The organism is Bacillus sp. ms-22 (genome assembly GCF_009759805.1).
Lineage (GTDB): Bacteria > Bacillota > Bacilli > Bacillales > Bacillaceae > Bacillus > Bacillus xiamenensis.
In genome coordinates, this window is sequence record NZ_CP046653.1 from 1,759,842 (window position 1) to 1,774,348 (window position 14,507).

Consider the following 14,507-nt stretch of genomic DNA (forward strand, 5'->3'; position numbering starts at 1 on the left):
AGACATTTGCTGGAAAAAAGGATAATTTTAATATTGAGGGGTATATATGTTAATTCGTTACAAGAGGTCTTTTGAAAAAATTGCCATGGGACTCCTGTCCTTTATGCCGGGTGAGAAAGACGTCAAACAGCTTCAGCAGACGATGAAGTCATATGAAATGGATGAAGATCGGCAGCTGTTCCTTTGGAAAGATGGTGAGGATATCGTAGGTGCTATTGGTGTGTTGAAAACAGACGACCAAGTACAAATCGAGCATATTAGTGTCAACCCATCCCATCGGGACCAAGGAATCGGCAAGGAAATGGTATTAGCCGTGGAAGAGGTATTCAAAACGAAAACACTCATTCCAAATGAATTAACACAAGGCTTCTTTCATAAGTGTCAGAACGAAACAAATTAAATATCACACGTGAAAGCAGAGGTTACATGCCTCTGCTTTTTTTGCGTTCAATTTGTTTTTCACGTTCAAGCAATACGTCAGTTCGGTCACGCAGTCTATGCTTTTCAATTAAAAATGTATGTGATAAGTTGCTTTCCTGTCCAAAGATTAAGCCTTCTTTTTCGGCCATGTCTTGGCATAAAGAAAGGAGCGCTTGATCTTTGAATGGCAGCATGACACTCTCATAAGGCATGTCTTCATCCATTTTCTTTTTCAGTGTTCTCAGAAGCATCATAAACGCCTCTTCATCAAGCCCTAAATCGGTTAGTACGTTTCGGTCAGCTTCTAACAGATGAAGGCTGTTTGAAATCAGTCGTTTCGCTCCTTTGCCATTTCCCCGTCTTTGGTGATACAAAGCGACAGCAAGCTGAATGAACCCAACCCAGTACGCTTTGCGCTGATGAGGGGGGTCTTCCTTCCAATATTCCTCAAGAATTTCATGACACTCAAAATAATCTCTTGTCGTGTGAAATTCATGTAAAAAAGCCACGTACGCTTCAGGATACACAGCGGTCATCTCCTTTTCCACTATCAGTCTAACACACGGAAAAGAAAAGAAGAAAGAGCGCCCCTTTATGAAAGGACGCTCTGTTTCTTTAATAAACCCAAGCCGCGCCAACGATGATCAGCAAGATGAACAGCACAACAATAAGCGCAAATCCTCCGCCGAAATAATAACCATCTCCCATAATGATACGGCCTCCTTTTTCATCAGTTCTGATTACAATGGTATTCTATGTATAAAAGCCCTCATTGGTATGGGCGAATCCACTGTTTTTCTTATTTTACCGGCTGCATCATGGCCGAAATTATATTGGACGAGAGCTTTATCGTGTCTTATACTAAAGGGTAGCCGGTGAAAACGGTACTTAGAAGAAGTAGAAATGGTGAGAAAAGAATGCTGGAATATCAGGTGAAAATAGATTCGTTTGAGGGTCCTTTGGACTTGCTTTTACATTTAATCAACCGTTTGGAAATTGATATTTATGATATTCCCGTCGCTAAAATTACGGAGCAGTATTTATTATATGTCCACACGATGAGGGAGCTTGAGCTTGATGTTGCAAGTGAATATTTGGTGATGGCTGCAACCCTCCTGAGTATTAAAAGCAGAATGCTTCTTCCAAAACAAGAGGAAGAGCTGTTTGATGAAGACTTGATTGAAGAGGAAGAAGACCCTCGTGAAGAACTGATTAGTAAATTGATTGAATACCGCAAGTATAAAAATGCAGCGCAGGAACTTAAAGAACGCGAAGAAGAACGGCAAAACGCCTTCACAAAACCACCGAGCGATTTAAGTGAATTTGTAAAAGAAGCAGAAGTGAAGGACACAAACTTACATGTAACGGTGTATGATATGTTAGGTGCGTTCCAAAAGGTATTAAATCGAAAAAAGATAACAAAACCAGCACCATCAAAGATTACAAGACAAGAAATCCCGATTGAAGACAAAATGAATGAGATTATGAACCATTTAAGAAAAACAAAAAAGCGGACCAATTTCATGACTCTATTTCAACATGATCAAAAGGAACACCTTGTCGTAACGTTTCTTGCTGTTCTTGAATTGATGAAAAGCCATCAAATCATGTTAGAGCAGGAAGGGAACTTTGAAGACATTTATATCATAGGGAGTGAAACGATTCATGACGCTTGATATCGTGAATTGGAAAGCCATCTTAGAAGCGCTGCTTTATGCAGCAGGTGATGAAGGCTTAACAAGAAAACAGCTCATGTCCGTTCTTGAAGTAGATGAGGCGGCGCTTCTTGACATTATGTCTGCCGTAAAAGAAGAATATCAAAAACAAGAACGAGGGATCGAGCTCATTGAATATGCAGATTCATATATGCTGCTGACGAAAAAAGAATACAGCATTTATTTGAAAAAATTAGTCGAGACACCATCAAAAGGTTTGTCACAGGCAGCACTTGAGGTGCTCGCTATCGTCTCTTATAAACAGCCGATCACACGCAGTGAGGTCGAGGAAATCAGAGGTGTTAAATCAGAACGGGTGCTTCATAGTTTAGTTGCCAAAGCACTACTTTGTGAAGTTGGACGTGCCGACGGTCCGGGACGAGCGATCCTGTATGGGACAACGCCGACCTTTTTAGAGCAATTTGGCTTAAAGGCCTTAGATGAATTACCGCCGCTTCCAGAAAATGTTGAAGCAGATGGGGTACAAGAAGAGGCTGATCTCTTTTTTGAAAACTTCAATCAAACATTTGAAGAGATAAAATAGTTCAAAATAAGGAAAAATGTATGATAAAATATAAAAAAGATTTTAGGTCTAAAATCTTTGGTTGAAAGATAAAATGGTGACAAAGCCATGAGGGGAAGGTAAACACGAAACAAATGGCACATATGAATGTAAAGGCTCAAATTGATCAAGCAGGTGTTTTTTTATCAAAGGTTGCAACTGAAGTGAATGACTACCTGAACGAAGCTACCTTATCAAGCTTGAAACGATTAAACCCGGAAGCGGAAGCCTATTATTGTGACATATTGAGTACATTACGGAAGCTTGCAGTCTATAGTGAGGATGCAGCCGAAGTTTGCAGGAAAATCCGGCAGCAGCAGACATTCCCGCAGCAAGCCGCACAGCAGATGCTTCACCGCATTTATCATCAATGCATTGAAGAATTCTTTACACCAAAAAAGGATACATGGTATGAAGACAGCCGTTCGGCCTATACAGGGAAAAGCAGTATTGTTTTTCACCATGAAGTATCGGCTGATGTCAAACAACTATTTTCTACATTAGAAAAAGACTTTTTATGGATGAGAGAAGAGCTGGAATATACGACATCTCATCAGCAAATGAAAATGGTATAAGCAAGAATGAAATGCGCCTCTATCGTTAGAGGTGCTTTTTTTATGGACGAGGCATCATAACTTTTTCAACCGCGCATACACTTGTACAAAACGGACAAGGACGTGAATGAACATGCCCTATTTAAAAATTGGAACAGCAGTCCTTCTTCTATTCACACTCTTACTGCCTTTTTCCTCACATGCTCAAGCAGACCTATCCTTATCGGTGAGTGCAAAAAGCGCCATTTTAATAGATGGACAGTCTGGCAGAGTCCTATTTGGAAAGGACGAGCACGAAAAAAGAAGAATCGCCAGTATTACAAAAATTATGACGGCTGTATTAGCCATTGAATCAGGAAAAATGAAGGACACCGTCACAGTATCAAAACGGGCGATTCAAGCGGAAGGCTCATCAATTTATTTAAAGGAAGGGCAGAAGGTGAGCTTAGAAGACCTGACGTACGGGCTCATGCTGCGTTCTGGGAATGATGCAGCTGTTGCGATTGCAGAACATGTTGGCGGCAGCTTAGAGGGCTTTATTTTTATGATGAACCAAAAGGCATCTGAACTAGGAATGGAAAATACAAATTTTCAAAATCCGCATGGACTCGATGATCATAAAAACCATTATTCATCAGCCTATGATATGGCCATTTTAACAAAATACGCCATGGAGCATAAACAATATCAAAAGATTGCCGGGACCACTTTTTATAAAGCAAAAACAATGGAAGGCTATTGGAAAAACAAAAACAAGCTGCTCACTGGTTTATACCAATATTCGACTGGCGGGAAAACGGGCTATACAAAGCTTGCAAAACGTACGCTTGTCTCTACAGCTGCAAAAGGGGATGCTGCGCTGATTGCTGTGACGATTAATGCGCCGGATGACTGGAAAGATCATATCTCTATGTTCGAGTATGCATTTGATCACTATAAAACGTATGTGCTTGCTGAAAAAGGCAGGCTCGCTTCGTTAAAAGGAACCTTTTACGAAAAAAAAGCGTTTATTAAGCGGGATGTGGACTATTTTCTAAATGAAGATGAGAAACAACTAGTGGAAATCGAAACGGAAATGCTCACGCCGAAAAAGAAATGGGAGAAAAACGCAGAAGCTATCCCAGATATAGTAGGGAAAATGACGTTTTTACTGGATGGTCAGGTGATTGAGCAAGTCCCGATTTTTTATGAAAATAAACGCAACCGAATGCCTCAAAAAAGCTTTCAAGACATGTTTAAGTCTGTCTTTCAGACATCGCTAGGCGGCTCTTCATGGTCAATCTGATTTGGGTATTCCTTACGGTCATCGGTCTTGTCTATGCGATGTTTAACGGAACGATGCAGGAAGTGAATGAAGCTATTTTTAAGGGTTCAAAAGAAGCGGTCACCATTTCAATCGGGCTGATCAGTGTCCTTGTTTTCTGGCTCGGATTGATGAAGATCGCAGAAGAAGCAGGGCTGTTACAATTCTTTAGTAAATTGTGCCGCCCCTTTATTTCAAAGCTATTTCCTGACATTCCTGCGAATCATCCGGCTATGGGGTATATTCTGTCCAATCTCATGGCGAATTTCTTTGGCCTTGGCAATGCCGCCACACCAATTGGGATTAAGGCGATGGAGCAGATGAAAGCATTAAATGGCGGAAAAAATGAGGCGAGCCGCTCTATGATTACATTTTTAGCAGTCAACACATCCTCTATTACACTTGTGCCAACGACCGTTATTGCCATTCGCATGACCTATGGCGCGGATCAGCCAACAGATATTGTAGGACCGACCATTTTAGCGACACTCATTTCAGGCATCGGTGCGATAATTATTGATCGCTATTTCCACTATCGCAGAAGCAGGCGGGGGTGATCTTGTGGCATTTATTAACTGGCTGTCACTTGCTTTGATTCCACTAATCATCGCAGGAATTTTGATTGCAGGAACCATCAGAAAGGTCCCAACCTACGAAACCTTTGTAGAAGGCGGGAAAGAGGGCATTCAAATTGCCTTTTCAATCATTCCATATTTAGTCGGCATGCTTGTGGCCATTACGATATTCCGTGCGTCAGGTGCGCTTGATTTTGTGATGGCGTTATTAAAGCCTGTGTTTACAGCAATCGGTGTTCCTACCGAGGTGGTGCCGCTTGCATTTATTCGCCCCATATCAGGTACAGCCGCACTTGGCATGACATCAGACTTAATTGCAACATATGGTCCAGATTCTTTTATAGGAAAGCTTGCAGCCGTCATGCAAGGGTCAACGGACACCACGCTTTACATTTTAACGGTCTATTTTGGAGCAGTCGGTATTAAAAAAATGGGAGATGCGCTGAAAGTCGGTCTGTTAGCCGATCTCATTGGTGTCATTGCATCTATTATTATTGTCAGTTTGTTATTTAGCGGCGCCTAATGAGGCGCTTTTTTATTTTTAAGGGATGGAAAACAGCTTTTTTGCTGAAATTAGACAGGTGAAACGCTTATTTTTCCACGAATGCTTGTTTGTTTCAAGTCAAGCAAGTAAGATAGTACATGAGGTGAAAGACAAATGGAACGTTTACAGAAAGTAATTGCACATGCCGGCGTCGCTTCTAGACGAAAGGCTGAAGAATTGATTAAAGAAGGACGAGTTACCGTTAATGGTCAAACAGTGACAGAGCTCGGAGTAAAAGTGGGCTCTTCAGATAAAATTGAAGTCAATGGATTAAAGCTTGAAAGAGAAGAACCAGTGTACTTTATGCTTTATAAACCGCGCGGCGTCATTTCTGCTGCCGAGGATGATAAAGGGCGCAAAGTCGTCACAGACTTCTTTGATGATGTCCCGCAGCGCCTTTATCCGATCGGCAGATTAGATTATGATACGAGCGGTTTAATTTTGATTACAAATGACGGCGAATTTGCCCATAAGCTCATGCATCCGAAGTATGAAATTGATAAAACGTATGCAGCGAAACTAAAAGGTATCCCTTCAAAGGAATTGCTTAGAAAGCTAGAAAAAGGAATCATGTTAGACCATAAAAAAACAGCACCTGCTCGTGCCAAAATGCTGTCGATTGATAAACGAAAGCAAACATGTATTGTGCAATTAACCATACATGAAGGCAGAAACAGACAGGTACGCCGCATGTTTGAAGCCATCGGTCACGATGTTTTAAAGCTAAAAAGAGAGCGATATGCTTTCCTTCATATTGAAGGCATGAGACCAGGCGAGCGAAGAGAATTGTCTCCGCATGAAGTAAAGCGTCTAAGAGCGATTGCAGATCATGGGAAAAGTGCTTTTTAATTTTCACATAAACTTCAAAAAATGAAGAAGCATCAAAAGACGGAGAATGCTATAATTTACCTGAATGTCTATGGGGAAGGGGTACTTCAGATGAAGAAAAGACGATTTTTCATACGGACGGGCATTCTCCTCGTGATGCTTGCTGCACTCTGTTATACCATGTATAATTCAGTATTTGCCAAACCGGATCGAGTGAAAGAAGGATCTATTGCACCTAATTTTGTCCTTCAATCTGTAGATGGGGAACGGATTGAATTAAAGGACTTAAAAGGAAAAGGTGTCTTTCTAAATTTTTGGGGGACATGGTGCGGTCCTTGTAAGCAAGAATTTCCTTATATGGCAAATCAGTATCAAGTGTTCAAGGATCGCGGTGTCGAAATTGTTGCCGTAAATGTGGGGGAATCCAATATTGCGGTGAAGAATTTTATGGATGCTTATGGCGTGAATTTTCCTGTTGCCATGGACAAAGATCGTCAAGTGACAGAGGCATATGATATTACGCCGCTGCCAACCACATTTTTAATTAATCCTGAAGGCAAGGTAATCAAAGTCATAAAGGGAACGATGACAGAACGTAATGTCTATGAATATATGAATTTGATTAAACCAAAGGGGTCATAGAATGAAAGAAGTAAAGTGCGAGTGTGGACATATTAATCCAATTGGTACTGTTCTATGTGAATCATGCGGCAATCCCATTGCAGCAAAAGAGAAAAATTCATCAAAGCTGCTGGATATGAGATATGACGGCAGTGCGAGACGCTCGCAAACATACAACAAATCGATTGTTGATAAAGTATGGAACTTTTTTTCTTCCGTCAAAGTGGGTGTGTGGCTCATTGTCATCACACTATTAGCTTCTTCGCTAGGAACGATTTTTCCGCAGGAGCGATTTATTCCTCCAGGTGCATCGGCTTCCACTTATTATGAGGAGCAATACGGATCGTTTGGCAAGTTATACTACATACTTGGATTTCATGATCTTTATAGTTCTTGGTGGTTCTTAGCCCTTATAGCATCTATTGGAATTTCCCTTGTCATTTGCAGTCTCGACCGAGTGATTCCACTTTATCGGGCGCTTAAAAACCAAGGGGTTGTCAAAAAAGAAGGCTTCATGAGAAGGCAGCGACTTTTCAGCGAAACAGACAAAACATTAGATCAGCATACATATGAAGGCATCGTTCGTAAGATGAAACAAAAGCGTTACCGCGTGCGAGAAGAAGATGGACATATTTTAGCTGAAAAAGGCCGCTTTTCCCGCTGGGGACCTTACGTCAATCATATCGGATTAATTATATTTCTCATTGGATCAATGCTCCGTTTTGTCCCGGGAATGTACGTGGATGAAACATTGTGGGTAAGAGAAGGCGAAACGGCACCAATCCCAGGCACGGGAGGTCAATATTTCTTAAAGAATAATGCGTTTTCCATTGATCGCTATGAATCTGAAAAAGAAAAAGAAGTGTTTGAAAACGCGATTGAAAAAGCTGGTGACGGTCAAGTCGTCAAAAGTTATAAAACCGATGCCACCTTATACAAACGTGAAGGGGAAGTTGTTTTTGGCGAAAAGCCCAAGCTGAAGCAGGTAACAGAGCACGACATTAAAGTGAATGAACCGCTTAAGTTTGACAATTTCTCATTATATCAAGTGGATTTTAAACAAAATGAACTCGATCAAATGGTCTTTCAGCTGATTCGAAAAGATACTGAGAAATCTTTTGGAACTGTGAAGATTAATCTGCTGGAGCCTAAGTCAGAATATGATCTTGGTAGCGGTTACAAAGTCAAGGTGATGAGTTATTTGCCTGATTTTTATTTGGACGAAGATGGCACGCCGAGTACGAAAACAAGGAATCCAAATAACCCTGCTTTCGTGTTTGAAATGATTTCTCCTGAAAAACCAAAAGGTGAAAAAAGCTTTGTCGCGATTCAAGAGACAGTAGAGGGTTCAGATAACAATCTTTATAAGATGAAGTTTGACCGGGTTGAAACGAAAAACGTTACGGGTTTAACGGTGAGAAAAGACTTAACACTTGGGGTACTCATTGTTGGCGGAATCATCTTCATGATTGGTGTCGTGCAAGGGATGTACTGGCAGCATAGAAGAATCTGGCTGTCGGCAAAGGATGGAAAAGTATTTGTGGCAGGACACACAAACAAAAACTGGTTCGGCTTAAAGTCTGATCTTAACGTGTTACTAAGTGGCAGCGGCATCAAACAGCCAGTGGATCAAAAAGAACTGCCTGATACAACAAGTATCAGCAAAAGCAAGGGGGAAGGATTAGATGGCGGCAGTCAGTGAAAACCTGTTATTTGCAGCTTTTCTATTTTATTTAGCGGCAGTTCCTTTTTTTGGAGGGGCCATTAAGGGAAAAAAGAAAGAGGATGGACCGCGCAAAAACAAGGCGGCACTTATTGGCATTACGCTCACCATCATCGGTTTTTTGAGCCAATTTGGCTATTTTATTTCAAGGTGGATCGCGTCTGGTCACGCGCCAGTCAGTAACTTATTTGAGTTCACCACGGCCTTTGGCATGATGCTGGTGCTCGCGTTTATCATTTTATATTTTGTCTATCAAGTGTCTGTACTTGGTTTATTCACACTTCCAATCGCTTTATTGATTATTGCGTATGCAAGCATGTTTCCATCAGATATTTCACCGCTGATTCCTTCACTTCAAAGCAACTGGCTATATATTCACGTGACGACAGCGGCGCTTGGTCAAGCCATTTTAGCGATCAGTTTTGTGGCAGGCGTCATTTTTCTTTTGAAGCATGTCGATCAAACAAAACCGGGCAAGAAGACATTTGGTTTAGAGCTTGTCATGTTTATGATTGTGGTCACCCTTGCATTTATTGCGGTCACGTCCATCTTTAGAATGACAGGGTATGAAGCGAAATTTAATTGGGTAGATAAGAATAAAGAAGAAAGCGTGATGGTCTATGAGCTGCCAGCTTTAGTAGGACCTCATCAAGGGGAGCTTGTGACGCAAAATCGTTTGGAGCCTTTCGTTGATTTACCACCTGTTTTTTCAGGTAGAAAGGTCAATACAGTATTATGGTCATTTGGCGTTGGGCTGATCATTTATGGCTTGCTACGATTGATCATTCGAAAAAGACTAAGTGCTCTCCTTCAGCCGCTCGTGAGACAGGTGAATCTCGATTTAGTCGATGAAATTGGGTACAGGGCTGTTTCCATTGGTTTCCCTGTATTTACGTTAGGCGGACTTATTTTTGCGATGATCTGGGCGCAATTAGCATGGACGAGATTTTGGGGCTGGGACCCGAAGGAAGTATGGGCTTTAATCACATTTTTATTTTATGCAGCCTATCTCCATCTTCGGTTATCACGAGGCTGGCACGGTGAAAAGTCCGCCTGGCTTGCCGTGATCGGATTTGCCATTATTATGTTTAATCTCATCTTTGTCAATCTTGTCATTGCAGGGCTTCATTCTTACGCATAATCGCAAGAAAAGACCAACTTTTATGATTCGATTCGGCTTTTTGTTAAAATGAATGTAACAACGGAGAAAGCAGGAGGATTGTCTAATGGAACACACAACTCAAACGAAAATATTAATCGTAGATGATGAGGCAAGAATTCGCCGCCTTTTAAAAATGTATTTAGAACGAGAAAATTATGAGATTGATGAAGCGGAAAATGGGGATGAGGCGATACAAAAAGGGCTTCAAACGGATTATGACCTCATTCTGCTCGATTTAATGATGCCTGGAACAGATGGGATTGAAGTGTGTAATCAAATTCGAGATAAAAAAGCCACCCCCATCATTATGCTGACAGCAAAAGGTGAGGAAGCTAACCGTGTCCAAGGATTCGAGGCGGGAACGGACGACTATATCGTCAAACCTTTTAGCCCGCGTGAAGTAGTTTTACGTGTAAAGGCATTGCTTAGAAGGTCGTCTCAAACATCGTATCTTAATACTGGCACAACAACAAAAGATGTTCTTGTGTTTTCTCATCTATCCATTGATCATGATGCACACAGGGTAACGGCTGATGGAAAAGAAGTCAGCCTCACGCCAAAGGAATATGAACTTCTATACTTCCTGGCGAAAACGCCGGATAAGGTCTATGACAGGGAGAAGCTTCTAAAAGAAGTGTGGCAGTATGAATTCTTTGGGGATTTGAGAACGGTGGATACCCATGTCAAAAGACTTCGAGAAAAACTGAATAAAGTGTCACCAGAAGCGGCGAAAAAAATCGTGACAGTATGGGGTGTCGGGTACAAATTTGAGGTCGGCGCTGAATGAAGCTGTGGAAAAGTGTCGTAGGAAAGCTATGGTTAACCATTCTTTTCCTTGTCCTCATTGTTTTATCCATTTTAACTGTGCTTCTTTTAGAATTCATTGAGAATTATCATGTAGAAGAAGCAAAGTCTGATTTAACACAAATGGCAAACAAAGTGGCAGTCATTTTAGAAAGCCATGAGAATCAATCGCTCGCAAGGTCTATTACATCAGAACTCGCTGACAAATTGACGAGTATTGCGATTGTTCAAGAGGATGGACTAGAATGGTATTCGTCTGAAAAAGGCGGAAAGCTTCCAGCGATAACAAAAGAACAAATTGAAGCAGACAAAGATTTAAAAAAAGCGCTGAAAGAACGAAAGAAAATCAGCAAACGAGCAGAATCTGGTACAGGCAATCAAAAGGATGAGCGAATTGTAGTAGGTGTTCCTTATGAGGCGAACGGAAAGAAAGGCATGGTCTTTCTTTCCCAATCACTCCTCGCTGTAGAACAAACAACGAAACATACGACGCGGTATATTTTCCTCGCTGCCGGAATTGCAATTGTTCTGACCACTATTTTCGCTTTCTTCTTATCGACACGTGTCACCTATCCTCTCAGAAAAATGAGAGAGGGAGCACAAGATTTGGCGAAGGGGAAATTTGATACGAAGATTCCTATATTAACGCAAGATGAAATTGGAGAACTGGCCATCGCCTTTAATCAAATGGGGAAACAGCTGAAATTTCATATTACTGCCTTAAATCAAGAAAAAGAACATTTGTCCAACATCCTAAGCAGTATGGCTGATGGTGTCATCACCATCAATATTGATGGAACCATCCTCATGACAAATCCGCCTGCCGAAAGATTTTTGCAGGCCTGGTACTACGAGCAAAACATGAAGATCAAAGATGGAGATGAACTGCCGCCAGAAGCGCGAGAATTGTTTCATACAGCCGTCAGCACGGAAAAAGAGCAAATGATCGAAGTCACGCTGCAAGGGCGTACTTGGGTGCTCCTGATGTCTCCGCTTTATAATCAGCAGAATGTGAGAGGTGCGGTTGCGGTACTCCGTGATATGACAGAAGAGAGAAGACTTGATAAGCTGAGAAAAGACTTCATTGCCAATGTCAGTCATGAGCTTCGCACACCAATTGCTATGCTGCAAGGCTATAGTGAGGCCATTGTCGATGACATTGCAGGATCAGAAGAAGAAAAGAAAGAGATTGCGCAAATTATCTATGACGAATCACTTCGAATGGGGCGTCTTGTAAATGACCTTCTAGATCTGGCACGTATGGAAGCTGGTCATATTACGCTTAATCTTGAATCAACTGATACAGAAGAACTGACTGATAAAATTTATCGAAAGTTTCTTGGGATTGCGAAAGAAAAACAAATTCATCTCACATATGAGATTCAAGTAGAAGAACCGCACTTTGTATTCGATCCAGATAAGATTGAACAGGTTTTGACCAATCTGATTGATAATGCCATTCGTCATACACCAGAGGGCGGAGAGGTCCACTTCTCTGTTCAATCGGTGGAGAATGGGCTGAAGGTGGATGTGAAAGACTCAGGAAGCGGCATTCCTGAAGAGGATCTGCCATTTATTTTTGAGCGGTTCTATAAAGCGGATAAAGCAAGAACTAGAGGACGCTCGGGTACGGGGCTAGGCCTTGCCATTGTGAAGAACATTGTAGAGGCACACCAAGGCACGATTCATGTACACAGCAAAGCAGGAACAGGTACACACTTCACCTTCTATATTCCGAAAAAAAAGCAGGAACTCGTCTAATCTTGACGAAGAATCTTGTTACATGAGAAACACTTCTTTTCGTCAGAAAAAGAGGTGTTTTTTCTATGTTTTCTTTTTTTTAAGGAGAAGTTAAACAAAAAGCCCTTTCCAAATGGTCGATCTTGTAATATATTTGTCATAAAGTTGTAATGTAACGTTTTGCAAGAGTCACTCGACAAAAATAAGTGAACGGAGGGGTTTCCTATGCATGAAACCTTTCAAAAAATATATGATTCGTACCATCAAGATTTGTACCAATTTTTATTTTATATGGTAAAAGATAAAAATCAGGCAGAGGATCTCGTTCAGGAGGTTTACATTCGGGTACTTCACTCATATAAAACTTTTGAAGGAAGAAGCAGCGAGAAAACATGGCTGTTTTCAATTGCAAGGCATGTGGCAATTGACTGGTTTCGCAAACAGCAAACCATTAGACAACGTGTGCTAGGCACGTTTGATTGGGATAAGCAGGATGTAAAAGACCCAGACTTGCTCCCGGATGAATTGGCTGTCCAGGATGAAAATATAAAAGAAATCTATGCCGCACTTGATCATTGCACCATAGATCAAAGAGCTGTCATCATTTTAAGGTTTATCCAGGGCTACTCAATCATGGAGACGGCAAAGGCGCTAAAGTTCTCGGAAAGCAAAGTCAAAACAACGCAGCACCGAGGCCTGAAAGTGCTCCGAAAACATATGGAGCTTTTGAAGGAGGAGCTATTGAATGAAAACGAACAGGTCCGATTGGAGCGAAGAACGAATCAAGGTGTTACTAAGTCAGCTTCCAAAGGTGGAGGACAACCGTTCATCTAAGCAGATTTACCAGCAAATGCTGATGGCAAGCGGGAAGAAAAAGAAAAGTGTCAGATGGATCGGTCCAGCGGTAGCAACCGTTGTGGTTCTATTTATGGCGTTTTTGATTTCTCCTCATTTCTTTCAGCCAGCCGCTCAAGATATAAAGAAAGTGAAAATGGGATCGAATGCTGACAAAGGGCAGGTGAATGCAACATTAGAGGCGGTAAAAAACACAAATGAGCCTTCGCATGTTGTTTATAAAGCTGACAAGGAAAAGTATATGACGATTGCATACATAGATGAATCGACTTCTCAAGTTGTCCCAATTAGTATTGAAAAAGATAATGACCATGACCATGTGCAAGCATTGCTTGACACATATGAAAAGGTGCAGCTGCCTGAGATGACAAAACCGCTTCAAACTTATATGGATATGGTGGAGGTTAGTGCAAAAGGGGATACGCTGGTTTTTCAGCTGAAAAATGATTTGTCTCTTGATACATTAAAAGAAGCCAACCGCTTTAAAGACATGGTAAAAGAAACACTAAAATGGAGTCCATATAAGCAAGTGCAGGTCAAGTCTGTCAAAGGCTCTCATCTTCAATTAGGTGCTAATGGAAGTCTTGGCACCATTTCAATTGATAAACAAACAAAGCACGCTTACTTCGTATTAGAGAATAAGAGCGGGACCTTTTTGGTGCCCTCAAAAAGTCGTTATGAAACTTATGAAGATGCGGTAAAGGCAATGAAGCAGACAGGTGACGCAGGATTAGATCCGCTCATTAAAGAAGAACCTATTAAAGATGTGACATCAAAAGGAAAACATGCGACCGTCACGTTTGGAGCATCAGTACAATTAACGAACTCAATTGATCATATTCTACTTATTGAAGGGCTGCTGCTCACAGCGAAAGATTTTGGTTTTAAAGATGTCACGATTCAAAATGCAGGGACAGATCAAGTAGGGCCCTATGAATTAGAAGAACCACTAGAAGTACCGGCGCTGCCAAATCCAGTTGTCATCAAAGATCGTTAAAGAACGCAATTTATTGCGTTCTTTCAGATTGTTGACAAAGGGCTAAAATGTTGCTGATTTTAGCCCTTTGTCTTTTTTTCATGTATAGAAAAGGGCATCCTTGC

The 14,507-nt window shown here is 41.3% G+C and carries 17 protein-coding genes; 15 read left to right on the plus strand and 2 right to left on the minus strand.

Annotated features, from left to right (window positions below; genetic code table 11):
• The first annotated feature begins 46 nt into the window (after positions 1 to 46).
• Positions 47 to 400, plus strand: a complete 354-nt coding sequence (locus GPA07_RS09240) for a GNAT family N-acetyltransferase (RefSeq protein ID WP_008359690.1) — start codon at positions 47 to 49, stop codon at positions 398 to 400.
• A gap of 22 nt (positions 401 to 422) precedes the next feature.
• Here the strand turns inward: GPA07_RS09240 and GPA07_RS09245 are convergent, their stop codons facing one another.
• Positions 423 to 947 (minus strand): DUF309 domain-containing protein, encoded by a 525-nt coding sequence (locus tag GPA07_RS09245; protein ID WP_157292422.1) that lies wholly within the window; start codon positions 945 to 947, stop codon positions 423 to 425.
• 88 nt (positions 948 to 1,035) lie between these two features.
• Positions 1,036 to 1,128, minus strand: a complete 93-nt coding sequence (locus GPA07_RS09250; RefSeq protein WP_008359694.1) for a YjcZ family sporulation protein — start codon at positions 1,126 to 1,128, stop codon at positions 1,036 to 1,038.
• 209 nt (positions 1,129 to 1,337) lie between these two features.
• Between GPA07_RS09250 and GPA07_RS09255 the strand changes: the two genes are divergently transcribed.
• The 14 genes from GPA07_RS09255 (at position 1,338) to GPA07_RS09320 (ending at position 14,403) form a co-directional block, all read left to right on the plus strand.
• Positions 1,338 to 2,096 carry a segregation/condensation protein A gene (locus GPA07_RS09255; RefSeq protein ID WP_157292424.1) on the plus strand — a complete coding sequence of 253 codons (759 nt, stop codon included), beginning with the start codon at positions 1,338 to 1,340 and terminating at the stop codon, positions 2,094 to 2,096.
• Complete coding sequence (gene scpB / locus GPA07_RS09260) at positions 2,086 to 2,679, plus strand: SMC-Scp complex subunit ScpB (RefSeq protein ID WP_008359698.1); 594 nt, start codon at positions 2,086 to 2,088, stop codon at positions 2,677 to 2,679. Before GPA07_RS09255 ends, scpB begins: the two co-directional genes overlap by 11 nt.
• A gap of 113 nt (positions 2,680 to 2,792) precedes the next feature.
• Positions 2,793 to 3,272 carry a YpuI family protein gene (locus GPA07_RS09265; RefSeq protein WP_008359700.1) on the plus strand — a complete coding sequence of 160 codons (480 nt, stop codon included), beginning with the start codon at positions 2,793 to 2,795 and terminating at the stop codon, positions 3,270 to 3,272.
• 112 nt (positions 3,273 to 3,384) lie between these two features.
• Positions 3,385 to 4,536, plus strand: coding sequence for a D-alanyl-D-alanine carboxypeptidase family protein (locus GPA07_RS09270; protein ID WP_008359702.1), 1,152 nt, complete (start codon positions 3,385 to 3,387; stop codon positions 4,534 to 4,536).
• The gene (locus GPA07_RS09275) at positions 4,524 to 5,111 is read left to right on the plus strand and encodes a nucleoside recognition domain-containing protein (RefSeq protein WP_071168993.1); all 588 of its coding nucleotides are present in this window, start codon (positions 4,524 to 4,526) and stop codon (positions 5,109 to 5,111) included. Before GPA07_RS09270 ends, GPA07_RS09275 begins: the two co-directional genes overlap by 13 nt.
• Before the next feature lie 4 nt (positions 5,112 to 5,115).
• The gene (locus GPA07_RS09280; RefSeq protein WP_008359705.1) at positions 5,116 to 5,652 is read left to right on the plus strand and encodes a spore maturation protein; all 537 of its coding nucleotides are present in this window, start codon (positions 5,116 to 5,118) and stop codon (positions 5,650 to 5,652) included.
• Positions 5,653 to 5,787: 135 nt separating this feature from the next.
• Complete coding sequence (gene rluB / locus GPA07_RS09285) at positions 5,788 to 6,522, plus strand: 23S rRNA pseudouridine(2605) synthase RluB (protein ID WP_008359707.1); 735 nt, start codon at positions 5,788 to 5,790, stop codon at positions 6,520 to 6,522.
• A 90-nt stretch (positions 6,523 to 6,612) separates the two neighbouring features.
• The gene (gene resA, locus GPA07_RS09290; RefSeq protein ID WP_008359709.1) at positions 6,613 to 7,143 is read left to right on the plus strand and encodes a thiol-disulfide oxidoreductase ResA; all 531 of its coding nucleotides are present in this window, start codon (positions 6,613 to 6,615) and stop codon (positions 7,141 to 7,143) included.
• 1 nt (position 7,144) lies between these two features.
• Positions 7,145 to 8,824 (plus strand): cytochrome c biogenesis protein ResB, encoded by a 1,680-nt coding sequence (resB, locus tag GPA07_RS09295; RefSeq protein ID WP_008359711.1) that lies wholly within the window; start codon positions 7,145 to 7,147, stop codon positions 8,822 to 8,824.
• On the plus strand, positions 8,808 to 9,986 hold the full coding sequence (ccsB, locus tag GPA07_RS09300) for a c-type cytochrome biogenesis protein CcsB (RefSeq protein WP_008359713.1): 1,179 nt from the start codon (positions 8,808 to 8,810) through the stop codon (positions 9,984 to 9,986). Before resB ends, ccsB begins: the two co-directional genes overlap by 17 nt.
• An 85-nt stretch (positions 9,987 to 10,071) precedes the next feature.
• On the plus strand, positions 10,072 to 10,794 hold the full coding sequence (locus tag GPA07_RS09305) for a response regulator transcription factor (protein WP_008359715.1): 723 nt from the start codon (positions 10,072 to 10,074) through the stop codon (positions 10,792 to 10,794).
• Positions 10,791 to 12,572: an ATP-binding protein gene (locus GPA07_RS09310; protein ID WP_157292426.1), complete on the plus strand. Its 1,782-nt coding sequence runs from the start codon at positions 10,791 to 10,793 to the stop codon at positions 12,570 to 12,572. The genes GPA07_RS09305 and GPA07_RS09310 overlap by 4 nt, the downstream gene beginning before the upstream one ends.
• 204 nt (positions 12,573 to 12,776) lie before the next feature.
• A complete protein-coding gene (gene sigX, locus GPA07_RS09315; RefSeq protein ID WP_008359718.1) occupies positions 12,777 to 13,385 on the plus strand; it encodes an RNA polymerase sigma factor SigX in 609 nt (202 codons plus the stop codon).
• Positions 13,297 to 14,403, plus strand: coding sequence for a sigma X negative regulator (locus GPA07_RS09320; protein ID WP_157292428.1), 1,107 nt, complete (start codon positions 13,297 to 13,299; stop codon positions 14,401 to 14,403). Before sigX ends, GPA07_RS09320 begins: the two co-directional genes overlap by 89 nt.
• Positions 14,404 to 14,507: the final 104 nt, after the last annotated feature.